Annotated in this window: 17 protein-coding genes and 1 riboswitch; of the genes, 16 read left to right on the forward strand and 1 reads right to left on the reverse strand. The window is 67.4% G+C overall.

The window, feature by feature from the left end:
- Positions 1-22 precede the first annotated feature (22 nt).
- Positions 23-262: riboswitch (cobalamin riboswitch) on the reverse strand.
- A 218-nt stretch (positions 263-480) separates the two neighbouring features.
- The 9 genes from IFS44_RS03340 to IFS44_RS03375 all read left to right on the forward strand — a co-directional run bounded on the left by IFS44_RS03340 (position 481) and on the right by IFS44_RS03375 (position 9,900).
- Complete coding sequence (locus IFS44_RS03340) at positions 481-2,181, forward strand: catalase (RefSeq protein ID WP_043157617.1); 1,701 nt, start codon at positions 481-483, stop codon at positions 2,179-2,181.
- A 70-nt stretch (positions 2,182-2,251) separates the two neighbouring features.
- On the forward strand, positions 2,252-2,824 hold the full coding sequence (locus tag IFS44_RS03345) for an ankyrin repeat domain-containing protein (protein ID WP_192097545.1): 573 nt from the start codon (positions 2,252-2,254) through the stop codon (positions 2,822-2,824).
- 95 nt (positions 2,825-2,919) lie between these two features.
- Positions 2,920-3,129, forward strand: coding sequence for a hypothetical protein (locus IFS44_RS03350; RefSeq protein ID WP_037527415.1), 210 nt, complete (start codon positions 2,920-2,922; stop codon positions 3,127-3,129).
- 141 nt (positions 3,130-3,270) lie between these two features.
- On the forward strand, positions 3,271-5,583 hold the full coding sequence (locus IFS44_RS03355; protein ID WP_192097546.1) for a glycoside hydrolase family 127 protein: 2,313 nt from the start codon (positions 3,271-3,273) through the stop codon (positions 5,581-5,583).
- Between the two features lie 109 nt (positions 5,584-5,692).
- Positions 5,693-6,625 carry an NAD(P)/FAD-dependent oxidoreductase gene (locus tag IFS44_RS03360; RefSeq protein ID WP_192097547.1) on the forward strand — a complete coding sequence of 311 codons (933 nt, stop codon included), beginning with the start codon at positions 5,693-5,695 and terminating at the stop codon, positions 6,623-6,625.
- Between the two features lie 126 nt (positions 6,626-6,751).
- The gene (gene leuC / locus IFS44_RS03365) at positions 6,752-8,191 is read left to right on the forward strand and encodes a 3-isopropylmalate dehydratase large subunit (protein WP_192097548.1); all 1,440 of its coding nucleotides are present in this window, start codon (positions 6,752-6,754) and stop codon (positions 8,189-8,191) included.
- Positions 8,188-8,313, forward strand: a complete 126-nt coding sequence (locus IFS44_RS22570; RefSeq protein ID WP_261362615.1) for a hypothetical protein — start codon at positions 8,188-8,190, stop codon at positions 8,311-8,313. The genes leuC and IFS44_RS22570 overlap by 4 nt, the downstream gene beginning before the upstream one ends.
- A complete protein-coding gene (gene leuD / locus IFS44_RS03370; RefSeq protein WP_192097549.1) occupies positions 8,310-8,939 on the forward strand; it encodes a 3-isopropylmalate dehydratase small subunit in 630 nt (209 codons plus the stop codon). Before IFS44_RS22570 ends, leuD begins: the two co-directional genes overlap by 4 nt.
- Positions 8,902-9,900: an NADPH:quinone oxidoreductase family protein gene (locus IFS44_RS03375; protein ID WP_192097550.1), complete on the forward strand. Its 999-nt coding sequence runs from the start codon at positions 8,902-8,904 to the stop codon at positions 9,898-9,900. Before leuD ends, IFS44_RS03375 begins: the two co-directional genes overlap by 38 nt.
- 24 nt (positions 9,901-9,924) lie before the next feature.
- Here the strand turns inward: IFS44_RS03375 and IFS44_RS03380 are convergent, their stop codons facing one another.
- Positions 9,925-10,122 carry a hypothetical protein gene (locus IFS44_RS03380; protein WP_166746183.1) on the reverse strand — a complete coding sequence of 66 codons (198 nt, stop codon included), beginning with the start codon at positions 10,120-10,122 and terminating at the stop codon, positions 9,925-9,927.
- A gap of 150 nt (positions 10,123-10,272) precedes the next feature.
- Between IFS44_RS03380 and IFS44_RS03385 the strand changes: the two genes are divergently transcribed.
- The 7 genes from IFS44_RS03385 (at position 10,273) to IFS44_RS03415 (ending at position 15,230) form a co-directional block, all read left to right on the forward strand.
- Complete coding sequence (locus IFS44_RS03385; RefSeq protein ID WP_031395262.1) at positions 10,273-10,596, forward strand: DUF1476 domain-containing protein; 324 nt, start codon at positions 10,273-10,275, stop codon at positions 10,594-10,596.
- Between the two features lie 4 nt (positions 10,597-10,600).
- Positions 10,601-10,831, forward strand: coding sequence for a BolA family protein (locus IFS44_RS03390; RefSeq protein WP_031395261.1), 231 nt, complete (start codon positions 10,601-10,603; stop codon positions 10,829-10,831).
- Positions 10,832-10,841: 10 nt separating this feature from the next.
- Positions 10,842-11,168: a Grx4 family monothiol glutaredoxin gene (grxD, locus tag IFS44_RS03395; protein WP_192097551.1), complete on the forward strand. Its 327-nt coding sequence runs from the start codon at positions 10,842-10,844 to the stop codon at positions 11,166-11,168.
- 351 nt (positions 11,169-11,519) lie between these two features.
- Entirely contained in the window at positions 11,520-11,888 is a 369-nt protein-coding gene (locus tag IFS44_RS03400; protein WP_192097552.1) for a BlaI/MecI/CopY family transcriptional regulator, read from the forward strand.
- The gene (locus tag IFS44_RS22575) at positions 11,885-13,507 is read left to right on the forward strand and encodes a M56 family metallopeptidase (RefSeq protein WP_192097553.1); all 1,623 of its coding nucleotides are present in this window, start codon (positions 11,885-11,887) and stop codon (positions 13,505-13,507) included. Before IFS44_RS03400 ends, IFS44_RS22575 begins: the two co-directional genes overlap by 4 nt.
- 146 nt (positions 13,508-13,653) lie before the next feature.
- On the forward strand, positions 13,654-14,505 hold the full coding sequence (locus IFS44_RS03410; protein ID WP_192097873.1) for an MBL fold metallo-hydrolase: 852 nt from the start codon (positions 13,654-13,656) through the stop codon (positions 14,503-14,505).
- Positions 14,490-15,230, forward strand: coding sequence for a DUF4230 domain-containing protein (locus IFS44_RS03415; RefSeq protein ID WP_192097554.1), 741 nt, complete (start codon positions 14,490-14,492; stop codon positions 15,228-15,230). The genes IFS44_RS03410 and IFS44_RS03415 overlap by 16 nt, the downstream gene beginning before the upstream one ends.
- Positions 15,231-15,238: the final 8 nt, after the last annotated feature.

Raw genomic sequence — 15,238 nt, forward strand, 5'->3', positions numbered from 1 at the left:
GCGGCCACCCCCTGGGCCAGGCAAGAGCGACCAGACGCCGGCAGGTCTCCTGGCTCACGGGTCATCACACGATGCACGGCCTTCCCAGGCCCTCATGACGAAACGTCTGGCCCAGTGGCTGCTCCTTCCTTTGCAGGAAGAAGCGAAATGCATCGCGCTCGCCGCTTACAGTTGCAGGGACAGCCTCGGCTTCAGGTGGCGAACCACCCTCACCGCGTTCCCTATTAAGCCCTTTCGGGGCACCGACGCGATCATGCCGCCCTGCTCGGATCGAACAGGTCAGCGGCGCCGGTCTATCCCGGTCAGGATCGTTCGGCAATCGTCCGGCGAGCGGCGCGATGGCGGCTCGATCGTCCTGCTCGATTGCTGTGATCCAGAAGCTCCGTTTGGCGCGATGCGCGTCCTCGATCAGGAGGCGGCGGTGCCGCACGCTCTGTGCGGGGATGCCACGCTGATGGCATGCAGGATTAAGGGATAGAGATGAAGAACGTGAAGAGCCGTCAGGCCGTGACGGCGATGCTGCTGGCTGCGACATCGGCTGGTGCCATGATTCAGCCAGTCGCCGCGCAGACGGTGGCGCCGGCCGAGACGCAGGCGGAAACCCGCATGACGACCGCGGCGGCCCCGTCCAGCGCCGGCAAGCCCGCGCTGGCGCAGGCCGGGGTTGCCGGCACCGTTGAAGCCAAGGGTGATTCAGCCAGTGTCGCCGCGCCGCAGATGACCCGCGACAATGGTGCGCCGATCGGCGAGAACCGCCACTCGAAGGCGGCGGGCGACCTTGGCCCCGTCCTGCTCGAGGACACGACGCTGATCGAGAAGCTCGCACGCTTCGACCGTGAGCGCGTGCCCGAGCGCGTCGTCCATGCCCGCGGAACCGGTGCCCACGGCGTGTTCACCGCGACCGCGGACATTTCGAGCATCACCGGTGCATCCTTGTTCATGCCCGGCAAGCAGACGCCGGTGTTCGTCCGCTTCTCGACCGTGATCCACCCCTCGGGCAGCCCCGAGGGCATGCGGGATCCGCGCGGCTTTGCGACCAAATTCTATACCGATCAGGGCAATTGGGATCTGGTCGGCAACAACCTGCCGATCTTCTTCATCCGCGACGCGATCCAGTTTCCGGACATGATCCACGCGCTCAAGCCCTCGCCGGTGACGAACAAGCAGGATCCCAATCGCTTCTTCGACTTCTTCTCGGCGACGCCCGAGGCGACCAACATGCTCGCGCATGTTTATTCGAACCTCGGTACGCCGGCATCCTACCGGACGATGGACGGCAACGGCGTCCATGCCTTCAAGCTGGTGAATGCCAAGGGCGAAACGGTGTTCGCCAAGTTCCGCTGGATCAGCCGCCAGGGCGTGCGCAACCTGAACGGCGCGCAGGTGGCGACCGCGACATGGAACTACCTGACCGACGATCTCTACGGCGAGATCGGCAAGGGCAACTTCCCCGTCTGGGACCTGATGGTGCAGACGATGTCGGCGTCGGCGTTTGCCAAGCTCGACTATAATCCGTTCGACGACACCAAGGAATGGCTGGGCGTGCCGTTCCGCAAGATCGGCGAGATGACGCTCAACAAGGTGCCGACCAACTTCTTCGACTACACCGAGCAGTCGGCGTTCGCACCGGCCAACCTCGTGCCGGGGATCGAGGCGTCGCCGGACCGGATGCTGCAGGGGCGGCTGTTCTCCTATTCGGACACGCAACGCTATCGCATCGGCGCCAATGCGATGCAGTTGCCGGTCAATCGTCCGCTCGCGAGTGTCGTCAACAATTACCAGGACGGCCAGCTCGACCACGCCAACCGGGCGTCCGACGTGAATTATTTCCCGGCGGCGACTGCGGCAAAGTCGACCGATGCCCGCTTCCGCGCCGCGCCCTATGGCATCGATGCGACCGTCGATGCGAAGCCGATCGCCAAGACCAACAACTTTGCCCAGGCGGGCGAATTCTACCGGGCGCTGAAGCCGCAGGACAAGGCGGATCTGGTGACCAACCTGGCGGGTGATCTCAATGTCGTGACGTCGGCGCGGACGAAGACGATCATGGTCAGCTATTTCTACCAGGCGGACAAGGACTTCGGCACGCGCTTGGCAACCGCGGTGAACGTGCCGATCGCCGACGTGTCGCGCGCGGTGGCGGACTATCGCGCCGCCAACCCGGGCCAGGGCGCCCGCTGATCCCGGGGCAGGAGGCGCGGCGTGGCTCGCGTCTCCTGCCGTAGCAGACTTCAAGGAAACGAGACCGACGATGCTGACTTATCTTGCCGCGCTGCTCGCCGCGGCCGGTCCACAGGCCGCTCCAACCGAGCGACGCACGCCCCCTGCGGTCGCGGCCTTGCCATCACCCGAGCGTCGCCAGCAACTGCTGTTCGAGGCGGCCCGGCTCGGCCGCACGGACATGATCGATCCGCTGCTCAACGCCGGCGCCGACATCAATGCCTATGATGAGCGCGGTTTCACGCCCCTGATCCTGGCGGCGTATAACGGACAGCTAGCTACGGTCGACGCGCTGATCGGCAAGGGCGCCGACGCCTGTCGCCCCGATCGTGACCAGGGCAACAGCGCGCAGATGGGTGTCGCGTTCAAGGGCGAGGATGCGATCGCGGCGCGGCTGCTGAAGGCGGGGTGCGACGTGAACGCGCGCAATCATGCCGGGCAGACTGCGCTGATGATGGCATCGCTGTTCAATCGCCGGGCACAGGTCGAGCTGTTGCTGGCGGCGGGTGCGGACCGGACGATCCAGGATGCGGCGGGACGATCGGCAGGTTCGGTCGCGGCAGGCCAAGGCAACGCCGCGATGGCGGAACGCGTCAAGCGCTGACGCGACCTTGCTCGGGTGTTGCGCGCGCCACAGCGGGCCGTGTCGCTACCGTTCCGCATTGACGCGGCGCGGCATCCGGGGCCATCGCGTTGGCCATGACCAAGAGCAAGGGACGCACCGGCGCACACGCGCGCGCCAATATCCAGCCTGCGCCGACAGCCGCCGAGCTCGACGCAGCCAAGCACGAGGCCGTCCAGATCGAGGGGCGGCTCGCCGGCCTCGCGGCCGGGCATCCGTCGGTGAAGATCTGGAAGGCCCGCCTCCGGGCCGCTCAGGCGGTGATCGCTCGCGCGCCGCGCGACTGAGACGCTCATAGAGGTGCGGCCGGGTCTGGATCACGGCGCACTGATGATCACGATCACACCGTCAGCTCATGTCAGTCCCGGGATTTACTCCGACAAGTGAAGCCGATAGCCTGTGTCTAAAGACGTGGCTGGGAGAGTGACATGGGTTGGACGCGTCGCGGTGCGCTAGGCGCAGGGATTGCGCTGGGGGCGGTGCCGCCATTCGCCCTGGCGGCGGCGGGTGCACCCTCGGCGGCGACCCCCTTTCCGCTGTCGCAGGTGCGGTTGCTGCCGTCGATCTTCCTGACATCGGTGCAGGCGAACCAGCGCTATCTGCTGTCGCTCGATGCGAACCGTCTGCTGCACAATTTCCATGCCGGGGCAGGGTTGCCGACCAAGGGCGAAGTCTATGGCGGATGGGAGTCACGCGGGATCGCCGGGCATTCGCTCGGTCATTATCTCAGCGCACTGTCCCTGATCTATGCGCAGACGGGTGACCAGCAATTCCGTGACCGCGCGGCCTATATCGTCGCCGAACTCAAGGCGATCCAGCTGAAGCAGGGGGATGGCTATGCCGGCGGGACGACCGTCGAGCGCGACGGCAAGACCGTCGATGGCAAGGTGGTATACGAGGAACTGCGCAAGCGGGAGATCCGGTCGACCGGGTTCAGCCTGAACGAAGGATGGGTGCCGCTGTACACCTATCACAAGGTGATGGCGGGCGTGCTCGACGCGCACCGGCATGCCGGGCTTGCCGATGGTCTGGCCGTGGCGATCGGGCTTGGGACCTATCTCGGCACGATCCTGGAAGGACTGAACGACGTCCAGATCCAGGATATCCTGCGGACCGAGCATGGCGGGCTGACCGAATCCTATGCCGAGCTGTACACGCGGACCGGCAATCGCCGCTGGCTGACACTCGCCGAACGGCTGCGGCATCACGCGATCGTCGACCCGCTCAGGGACGCGCGCGACGACCTCGCGGGGCATCATGCCAACACCCAGATCCCGAAGATCGTGGGGGAGGCGCGGCTGCATGAGCTGACCGGCGATACCGATCATGCCAGGGTCGCGCGGTCATTCTGGACGATCGTGACGCGCGACCACAGCTATGTCATCGGCGGCAATTCGGACCATGAGCATTTCGGCGAGCCGCGCAAGCTTGCCCAGCGGCTCGACCAGCAGACGTGCGAGGCGTGCAACAGCTACAACATGCTGCGCCTGACCCGGCATCTCTATGGCTGGACCGGTGATGCGCGCTATTTCGACTTTTACGAACGCGCGCATCTCAACCACATCATGAGCCAGCAGCACCCCGATACGGGGATGTTCACTTATTTCACCGCGCTGGCGCCGGGCATGGGGCGCGTGCATTCGAGCCCGACCGAGGATTTCTGGTGCTGTGTCGGGTCGGGCATGGAAAGCCATTCGAAGCATGGCGAGAGCATCTACTGGAAGCGCGGCGATGCGGTTGCGATCAACCTCTATTATGCCTCCACGCTGGATGCCCCCGAGGCGAAGCTCGACATCGATACGCAATTCCCGCTCGGCGACACGGTGCGGATCGCGGTCAGGACGGCGCCACGGACGCTGGCGCTCCGCGTGCCCGGCTGGTGCACCGCGCCGCTGTTGCAGGTGAACGGCAGAACGGCCGGCGTGCGCGACGGCGCGTATCTGCTGCTGACCGGGCTCAAGGCGGGCGACCGGATTGCCTTGTCGCTGCCCATGCCGGTGCGCGTCGAAGCGATGCCGGACGATCCAAGGCTGGTCGCGTTCCTCAGCGGCCCGCTGGTCCTTGCGGCCGATATGGGCGCGGGGGACCGTCGGTCCGACGGGCCGGACCCCGCGCTCGTCACCGACCGGACGGAACCCGTGCTGGCGGCGGCAGGCGGGTTGCACCGGTATCGACTGGGCGGGCAGGGCAAGCCGGGCGACCTGACGCTGCGACCGTTTTTCGCGCAGCACGACAACCGCACCACGGTCTATTTCCGCCGGTTCGGCACCGCCGAGTGGCCGACCGCGCAGCTCGCCTGGGCGCGTGCGTCGCAGGAGCGGGCGGCGCTGGCCGCGCGGACGGTCGATGTGATCCGGCTGGGTGAGCAGCAACCCGAGGTCGACCACGCGTTCGCCGACAGCGGCAACTCGGCGGCGGTGTCGCATGTCGCCGACCGCAGCCGCAACGTGAACGTCGGGTTCTTCGAATTCGACCTGGCGGTCGCGCTGGGGCCGCTGACGCTGCAGGTCGAATATGGCGGCGGGCAGCGCAACAAGGATTTCCGGATCTCGGTCGACGGTACGCCGTTGGCGCGCGAGCAGCTCACGGGTGACGTCACCGCCGCCCGCAACATCCGGACCTATCCGCTGCCGCCCGAGACCACGCGCGGCAAGTCGAAAATCCGCGTCCGCTTCGACTCCGATACCTGGCAGGGGGTCGAGGTCTATACGGTGCGGACGATGCGATCCGAGACGATCTGACCGGTACGACGGAAATAGGTCTGGACGGTAAAGTCGGGGGATTTCCGGCTGGTCGGTTAGGTCCGGGGGCGGTATCGGGCCATCCCGTGGATCGTCGATCGGAGACGTCATGAAGGTTGCGATCATTGGTGCAGGAATCACCGGCCTGAGCTGTGCGCTGCGCCTGCAGCAGGACGGCTGCGTGGTGACACTGTTCGACAAGGGACGTGGGGCGGGTGGTCGGATGGCGACGCGGCGGATCGAGACGCCCGGCGGCATGATCGCGTTCGACCATGGTGCGCAATATCTGACGATGCGCGACCCGGATTTCGTGGCGGCGATGCAGAGCTGGGCGGCGGCGGGCGTCGTCGCGCGCTGGCCCGCGGCGGGGCCCGATGCCTGGGTCGGGGCGCCGGGGATGAACGCGATCGTCGGGCATCTTGCGGCGCAGACGGACGTCCGCTGGAACACCCAGGTCACCGCGCTGTGCAAGACGGCGACGGGGTGGCAGCTCGATCCTGGCGAAGCGGAGCTGTTCGACAGCGTCGTCGTCGCGATCCCTGCGGAACAGGCGGCGGGGCTGCTCGCACCGCATGACGCGGCGATGGGGCGCGTCGCAGCGGACAGCCGGTCGGCGCCGTGCTGGACGGCGATGTTCGCGTTCGAGACGCCGCTCGCTATTTTTGACGACGTGCTGAAGGATCGCGGCATCATCGGCTGGGCCGCGCGCAACAGCGCGAAACCGGGACGCGATGGTCCGGAGGCGTGGGTCGTCCAGGCGACGCCAGACTGGTCTCGCGATCATCTGGAAGACGCGGCGGAGACTGTGGTCGACCAGCTACAGGCGGCGCTCGCTGCGCAGTGTGCCGACGCGCTGCCCGCGCCGATCGTCCGTGTCGGGCATCGCTGGCGCTATGCGCGCGCCGCGGCAGGTGAGTCCGGCTGTCTGTGGAATGCGGGCGAACGGATCGGGGCGGCGGGCGACTGGCTGCTGGCGCCGCGGATCGAGAGCGGCTGGTTCTCTGGCCGACGCCTTGCCGAGCAGATGCTGGCAGACGCGTAACGACGGATCCCGGCGCCGCGCCCGGTCGTCACGCGGACCACGCATCGACGCGATAGGGCCATGGTCCGGCGCATGAAAATTGCCGCGAACCTTTGCGTGGCAGGCATTATCGGTTAACGGGGCCGCATGGCCACCCGTCCGCAGACCCTCTACGAAAAGATCTGGGCATCGCACGTCGTCGAACGGCGCGACGATGGCACCTGCTTGATCTATATCGATCGCCACCTCGTTCACGAGGTGACCAGCCCACAGGCATTCGAAGGCCTGCGCGTCGCCGGACGGCGGGTGCGGCGGCCCGATCTGACGCTGGCGGTGCCCGACCATAATCTGCCGACGACCGCACGCGTCGACGCCGCGGGTGTGCCGTTGCCGATCGCCGATCCTGAGAGCGCGCAGCAGCTCGACGCGCTGCGTCGCAACACGACCGAGTTCGGGATCGACTATATCGATGCGACCGCGGTGCAGCAGGGGATCGTTCATGTCGTCGGGCCAGAGCTCGGCTTCACCCTGCCCGGATCGACGCTGGTCTGCGGCGACAGCCACACCTCGGCGCATGGTGCGCTCGGCGCGCTCGCCTTCGGGATCGGCACCAGCGAGGTCGAGCATGTTCTCGCTACGCAGACTTTGTTGCTGAGCCAGTCGAAGACGATGGAGGTCCGCGTCGACGGCACGCTGGGCTTCGGCGTCAGCCCCAAGGACGTGATCCTGGCGATCGTCGGGCGGCTCGGTGCTGCGGGCGGGACCGGTCATGTGATCGAATATACCGGCGACGTGATCCGCGCGATGTCGATCGAGGGGCGGCTGACTGTCGCCAACATGTCGATCGAGGCGGGTGCGCGGGCCGGCCTCGTCGCGCCGGACGAGACGACCGTCGCCTATATCAAGGGCCGGCCGATGGCGCCGAGTGGCGAGGCGTGGGAGCGCGCGCTGGCCTGGTGGCGGACGCTGCCGAGCGATGCGGCGGCGACCTATGACAAGACGGTCGTGTTGCAGGCGAGCGATATCGCGCCGGGCCTGACCTGGGGCACCAGTCCCGAGGACGTCGTGCCGATCACCGGTCATGTCCCCGACCCGATGAGCTTTGCCGACCCCGCCAAGCAGGCGGCGGCGCGCAAGTCGCTCGACTATATGGGGCTGACGCCGGGTACCGCGATGCAGGACGTCGCGATCCAGCATGTCTTCATCGGCAGCTGCACGAATAGCCGGATCGAGGATCTGCGCGCGGCCGCGGCGATCGCGAACGGTCGGCGGGTCGCCGATGGGGTCCGCGCGCTGGTGGTCCCCGGATCGGGCCTTGTGAAGCGTCAGGCCGAGGCCGAGGGGCTAGACCGGATCTTCACCGGCGCGGGCTTCGAATGGCGCGAGCCGGGCTGTTCGATGTGCCTGGCGATGAATCCCGACAAGGTGCCGCCGGGCGAGCGTTGCGCCTCGACGAGCAACCGCAATTTCGTCGGACGGCAGGGGCCGGGTGCGCGCACGCATCTCGTCTCGCCCGCGATGGCGGCCGCGGCCGCGGTCACGGGCCGGCTGAGCGACGTGCGCGACCTGATGGGACAAGAGTTATGAAGCGTGTGATGATGCTGTTGATGGCCGGCGCGGTGATGAGTGGCGTTGCAGCCTATATGGCGGCGGCGCGGACGCTGCCGGGCACCGGACGTGTCGCCCCGGCCGAGACCGGCCCGCGATGAAGCCCGTCTCGACGGTTTCGGGGCGCGCCTATCCCTGGGGGGCGAAGAACGTCGATACCGACGTGATCATCCCCGCGCACTGGCTGAAGACGATCACGCGGACGGGGCTCGGGCGCGGCGCGTTCGAGACGGTTCGCGCGCAGTCGGACAATGTGTTCGACGATCCGCGCTATGCCGGCGCGCCGATCCTGATCGCGGGCGACAATTTCGGCTGTGGGTCTAGCCGTGAGCATGCCGCCTGGGCGCTCGCCGACATGGGCGTCGCCGCGGTGATCGCGCCGAGCTTCTCGGACATCTTCTCGGGTAACGCGTTCAAGAACGGCATCATCGCCGTCGTCCTGCCGCAGGATGCCATCGACCGGCTGATCGAGGTGGCGCGGACCGACAGCGTGACGATCGACCTCGAATCGATGACCGTCACCACCGCGTTCCAGGACCGCTTCGTCTTCGATCTCGATGCGTTTCGCCGGCAATGTCTGATCGAAGGGCTGGACGAGGTCGGGCTGACACTGGCAAGAGATACCGCGATTTCGAAATTCGAGGAGGCGGTGGCTGAACATCGCCCCTTTCTGGAGAGGGAAAGCGGTTATGCGGGCATTGCTGTCGAAGGCGTCGGGCGGACCTGAAACTCTGATCTTGTCGGATCTGCCCGATCCGGTCGCCGCGCCGGGGCAGGTCGTGATCGCCGTGAAGGCCTGCGCGATCAACTTTCCCGACGTGCTGATCATCGAGGACAAATATCAGTTCAAGCCCGAACGTCCCTTTGCGCCCGGCGGCGAAATCGCGGGGATCGTCGCCGAGGTCGGTGACGGGGTCGAGGGCTGGGCGGTCGGCGACCGGGCGATCGCGATGCTCGGTCATGGCGGACTGTCCGAAAAGGTCGTTGCCGACCCGGCCAAGCTCTACCGCCTGCCCGAGGGGCGCGACTTTGCGGAGGGCGCTTCGCTGATCCTCACCTATGGCACGACGATCCATGCCTTGCTCGACCGTGGGCATTTGAAAGCGGGGCAGACGTTGCTCGTGCTGGGCGCGGCGGGTGGCGTCGGGCTTGCGGCGATCGAGCTTGGCAAGGCGTTCGGTGCGCGGGTCGTTGCCGCGGTCTCGTCCGAGGAGAAGGCCGCCGCCGCGCGTGCGGCGCGTGCCGACGAGACGATCGTCTATGCCCGCGCGCCGTTCGACAAGGACCAGTCCAAGGCGCTAGCCGAGCAGTTCAAGGCCGCGGTCGGCAAGGCGGGTGCCGACGTGATCTACGATCCGGTCGGCGGCGACTATGCCGAGCCCGCGCTGCGCTCGATCGCCTGGGAAGGGCGGTATCTGGTCGTCGGCTTCCCCGCCGGTATCCCGCGGCTGCCGCTCAACCTGACGTTGCTCAAGAGCTGCGACGTGTGCGGCGTATTCTGGGGTGCGTTCGCTGCCCGTGACCCGAAGGCCAACCAGGCGCATATCGAAACGCTGTTCGAGCTGTGGCGCGACGGCAAGATCGCGCCGCGGGTGACCGAGCGGTTCGCGCTGGAGGACGGTGGCAAGGCGATCGCGAAGATGGCCGCACGCGCCGCGATCGGGAAGCTGGTCGTCGAACTCGGCTGATGATGTCTCTCGCGCCGTGCCGGTTCAGAGCATGCGCGAGATCGTCATGACGATCGCCATCCACAGGATCGCGGATGCGGCCGCACCGAGTGCCATGCCATGCGCGATCGAAGGGAATCGACCGCGACCATGACCACTGGCACCGATCGGCGGCGCTGCGGGGTGACGCGATACGGCGGTGTCGGACGGCGGCGAAATGCTCCTTGGATGGTGGCCAGTCATTCTACTCTCCATGCCCGTGCCCTGTGTCACGTGACTGTCTTATAGATGATGGATGTGCCGGCATTGTTCCAGAGCCGCACCAAATTATTGCGGAGCCGCGGACCGCTACCTATCTGCTAAGCTCGACACGCCGGAGGGAACACGTGCGCCATGACGACTTTTGACGATCGCGAGCGATCTTTCGAGGCAAAATTTGCCCGCGACGATGAACTCGCATTCCGTGTCACGGCGCGGCGCAATCGGTTGCTGGGGCAATGGGCCGCGGCCGAGATGCGGCTGACCCGCGAGGAGGGCGACGCCTATGCGACGGCCCTGGTGCATGCCGATCTCGAAGGCGGGGGCGACGACGATGTCGTCCGCAAGCTGGTCGGCGACATGACTGCCGCGGGTCTCGACCATGACGAGGCGACGGTGCGCCGTGCGCTGGCGACGCAGATGATCGAGGCGCGTCGCCAATTGATGGAGGCCCAGTAATCCAATGCCGATGACCGCCGACGATATCCGCACGATGATTCGCGACGCCATTCCCGATGCCGAGGTCGAGATCACCGATCTGGCCGGGGACGGCGATCATTATGCTGCGCGCGTGACCAGCGCGAGTTTTGCCGGGCTGAGCCGGGTGAAGCAGCACAAGAGCGTTTACGACGCGCTGGGGGGCCGCATGGGCGGCGTCCTTCATGCGCTGCAACTGACCACCGTGATTGCATAAGGACGACGATATGACTGACGACACGCACGCGCGCATCGACGCGCTGGTGAAGGCCAACCCCGTGGTACTCTTCATGAAGGGCAGCCCGCTGTTCCCGCAATGCGGGTTTTCGAGCCGCGCGATCGCGATCCTCAACCATCTCGAGGTCGAGTTCGAGAGCGTCGACGTGCTGCAGGACCAGGGCATCCGCCAGGGCATCAAGGCCTATTCGGACTGGCCGACGATCCCGCAGCTCTATGTCGACGGCGAATTCCTCGGCGGATCGGACATCATGATGGAGATGTACGAGAGCGGCGAACTGAAGCAGGTCCTGGACGTGCAGAAGGCGGCAGGCTGAGTATTTGACGAGGCTCTGGATCGCGCGGGGGTATCTGGCCGCCGTGCGGTCGGGGCTTGCAGGGTGCCGGGTGAGGGTGGACCGGTGCGAGACCTGAATGACAGCGACCCGTCCACCCTGCATAAGCGCTGAACGCTCGGTAACGCATCAGACGGTGCAGACGATGTGCCAGTTCACCCGAGTTGCGGACTTTCGCCGGTCTCGGTGGTTAATCGGCCGCAGCGCCGGCCGCTGATCGTAAAGAAGCCCGACACAGACGGTCATCGGCGTCGATCGCGCGACCGTAAGAAACTGACATTGACTACGACCGTAAACGAGCTGATTACAAGCGTAGTCAGTAAGGAGCGAGTCGTGGCCGAACGGATCAGTGATGCCGAGCACAGCGTCATGGAGGTGCTGTGGGACGAATCCCCGCTGAGCGCGCAGGATGTCTCCGAACGTGTCGACCCGGCGCGCGGCTGGAGTGCCAACACGGTCAAGACGTTGCTCGGGCGACTGATCGCGAAATCGGCGATCACGCATGAGGAGGATGGCCGGCGCTATCTCTATCGTCCGACCGTCGCGCGCGGTGATTATGTCGCGGGCGAATCGCGGCGGCTGATGGACCGGCTGTTCGGCGGCAGGCTGACGCCGCTGGTCGCGCATCTCGCCGAACGCGACGAACTGACCGCGCAGGACATTGCCGAGATCGAGGCGTTGCTGAAGGACCTCAAGGCATGAGCGCGGGGCCCATCCTTTCCGGGGGGATCGGAGACGGCCCCGCCGCCGCCCTTCGGTCGATCGATACGGCGGCGCTCGCGGGCTGGGCGAGCGACGCGCTGATCGCATCGACGCTGCTGATGCTCGTCGTGCTGCTGGTCCGCGCGCCGGTGCGCCGCGCCTTCGGGGCGCAGGTCGCCTATGCGCTCTGGGCACTGCCCGTGTTGCGGCTCGTCCTGCCGTCGATGCCCGAGACCTGGCACGCGGCGGCGACGCCCATTACGCGGGCTGGCGAGACGATCAGCGTTTACATGATCGCGCCCGCTGCAACGGCCGCGACGACGGGGGCAACGATGGCTGCGGCGACACCGGATGTGGTGGAACCGTCGTTCGGCGCTGTCCTTGCAGGACTGTTCGAAGGCGGGCTCGGCAGCGCGCTGGGGGCCGCATGGGCGGTCGGGGCGCGTGGGCTGCTCGTCTGGCATCTGCTCCAGCATCGACGGTTCTGCCGGCGGATGCTCGACAGCGCGGACCGGCTCGACGATCGCGACGGGGTGCGCGTGATCGCCACCGCGGCGGCGCCGGGTCCGCTCGCCTTCGGTCTCGTCCGCCGCTACGTCGCGTTTCCGCGGGATTTCGCGGATCGCTACGATGCGGACGAGTGCGAATTGGCGCTCGCGCACGAGATTGGCCATCACCAGCGTGGCGACCTGTTCGCCAACTGGGTGGCGCTGGTCGTGCTCGCGCTTCACTGGTTCAACCCGGTCGCCTGGCATGCGTTTCGCCGGTTCCGCGCGGACCAGGAGCTTGCCAACGACGCACGTGTGCTCGCCGGGCGGTCCGCGGTCGACCGCCACATCTATGCCTGCGCGATCGTCAAGGCGGCGCATGGCGGCGCGGTGTCGGCCGCGTGTCACCTCCACACCATCACCGATCTGAAAGGGAGATTGCGCATGTTGACGACTTCTCGGATTTCACGCGGCCGGATCGCGACGGGGGCGGCCTCGGTCGGCCTGCTGGTCGCGACGGGGCTCGCGCTGACCGCTTCGGGCACCAAGGCCGCCACGGCGATCCGTGCCGGTGTCGAGGACCGCGTGGCGCCGGTTGCCCCGGCGGCACCCCTGCCGCCCCTGCCACCTATGCCAGTCTTGACCCCGGTCGCACCCGTGGCGCCTGTCGCGCCCGCTGCGCCGCTTACCGCACGCCCCGACGACGCGCGTCAGGTCACGACGATCGTCACGCGCGACGGCAAGACGGTCAGCACGCGGATCATCCGTGCGAAGCCGGGCAGTACGATCGTCGCGTCGGGGATGGTACCCGAGGTGACCGAACGCACCTGCGTCGATGGCAAGGACGGGCCGGGCAAGCACTATGTGATCGACCGGACCGAAGGCGGCGTGCGCAAGATGGTCATCTGCACCAATCGCATCGAACAGGCCGCCGCCGACGCCGCGACCGCCGCGATCAACAGCCGTGAGATCGAGGCGAGCGCCTACGCCTCCGCACTCGCCAGTCTGAAAATCGCGCGGGCGTCGATCGAGAAGAACGCCGACATGACCGCCGCGCAACGCCGCGAGGCGCTTGCCGGCATCGACGAGGGTCTGGCCGAGGTCCAGGCGGACATGGCCAAGCGCGATTGAGCCGGGTTCCGGGGTAGGGCGGTGCCTGCGGCCCTGGATCCTGACTTTCGTCCGAATGACGGGATCGGAGTGGTATTACAGGGTCGGGCGGCGGGGTCTCGGGTTCGGGTCTTGCCATGCGCGCCGCCAGCCGCCATTTCGGGGGCATGGCTGAGCATCCGACCGGCATCCCGATCCAGCTCGAGCCGCTCGTCGTCCGCGTGCTCGCGCCGAACGCGTCGCCCTATACCTTCACCGGCACACAGACGCATATCGTCGGGACGACCGCGCTGGCGGTTATCGATCCCGGGCCCGACGATCCCGCGCATCTCGATGCCTTGCTGCGCGTGATCGATGGCCGCCCCGTCGCCGCGATCGTCGTCACGCATCATCACCGCGACCATAGTCCGGCGACTCGCCCGTTGCAGGCCGCGACCGGCGCTGCGATCGTCGGCGCCGCCGCGTTCGCGCCCGGTGTCGCGGCCAATAGCTCGTTCGACGCGCTCTATGCACCCGATCGCGTGCTGGCGGACGGTGAGACGGTCGGCGCGGCGGGCTGGACGCTCGAGGCGATCGCTACGCCGGGCCACACGTCGAACCATCTCGCCTTCGCCCTGCGCGAGAGCGGGGCGCTGTTCTCGGGCGATCACGTCATGGGCTGGTCGACTAGCGTCGTCGTGCCGCCCGATGGCGACATGACCGACTATATGGCGAGCCTCGAGCGGCTGCTGGGACGGGACGACCGCGTCTATTATCCAGGGCATGGCGAGGCGATCGAGCGGCCGCAGCGGCTGGTGCGCGGGATGCTCGGCCACCGCAAGCAGCGTGAGGGGCAGATCCTCCGTCTGCTGCGCGAGGCGCCGCGGGGTGTCGCGGCGCTGGTCGAGCGCATGTATGTCGGGCTCGATCCGCGGCTGGTGCCGGGGGCGGAGGGATCGGTGCTGGCGCATCTGTATGATCTGCGCGGTCGCGGGCTGGTCGGCGAGACGGAAGGGGATGGTGCATGGCGGATGGCGTGAACGAGGACAGCCGCAGCACGGACACTGCGCGGCGTGGCGGGGTCGGGTCGTTCCTGGCCAAGGCGGCGGGGGTGTTGGTGCTGCTCGCGCTGGCCGCGCTGATCGCGCTGTGGGGCGTGCAGCGTTACGTGCAGAGCCGGCTGGCGCCCGACCCGACGACGATCGCGAGCGCCAGCCTGGAGGGGCTGCGCGAACAGAATCGGCTGTCGACCTTTGCCGCCAGGTTCGTCGCGGTGGTGACGTCGCGCCAGTCGCAACTGGGCTTCACCACCGAGAAGACGCTGATCATGCCGGGGATGGTCCGCTACGAGGTCGACCTCGGCAAGCTGTCGCAGCGCGACGTCGCCTGGGATGCCGCGACGCGGACGCTCGCGGTACGATTGCCGCCGGTCGAGGTGGAGGGGCCGCAGATCGACCTCAATGCGCTGCGCGAATATGGTTCGGGGGGTGTGCTGGCGACGCTGACCGACGCGGAGAAGCGGCTCGACACCGCCAACCGGCGCGCGGGCCAGATCGAACTGGTCCGCCAGGCGCGCGAGCCCGCGATGATCCGGCTGGCGCGCGACGCGACGCGGCGTGCGGTCGAGCGTAGCTTCGCGATGCCGCTGCGCGCCGCAGGGGTGGATGCGACCGTCAGCGTGCGCTTCGCCGACGAGGCGCAGGCGTCAACCGAGCGATGGGATACGTCGCGTTCGCTGCAGGACGTGCTAGGGAACCGCAACTAAACCGGGAT

Origin of the sequence: Sphingomonas sp. CFBP 13706, from assembly GCF_014842355.1 — a bacterium.
Classification (GTDB): Bacteria; Pseudomonadota; Alphaproteobacteria; order Sphingomonadales; family Sphingomonadaceae; genus Sphingomonas; species Sphingomonas aerolata.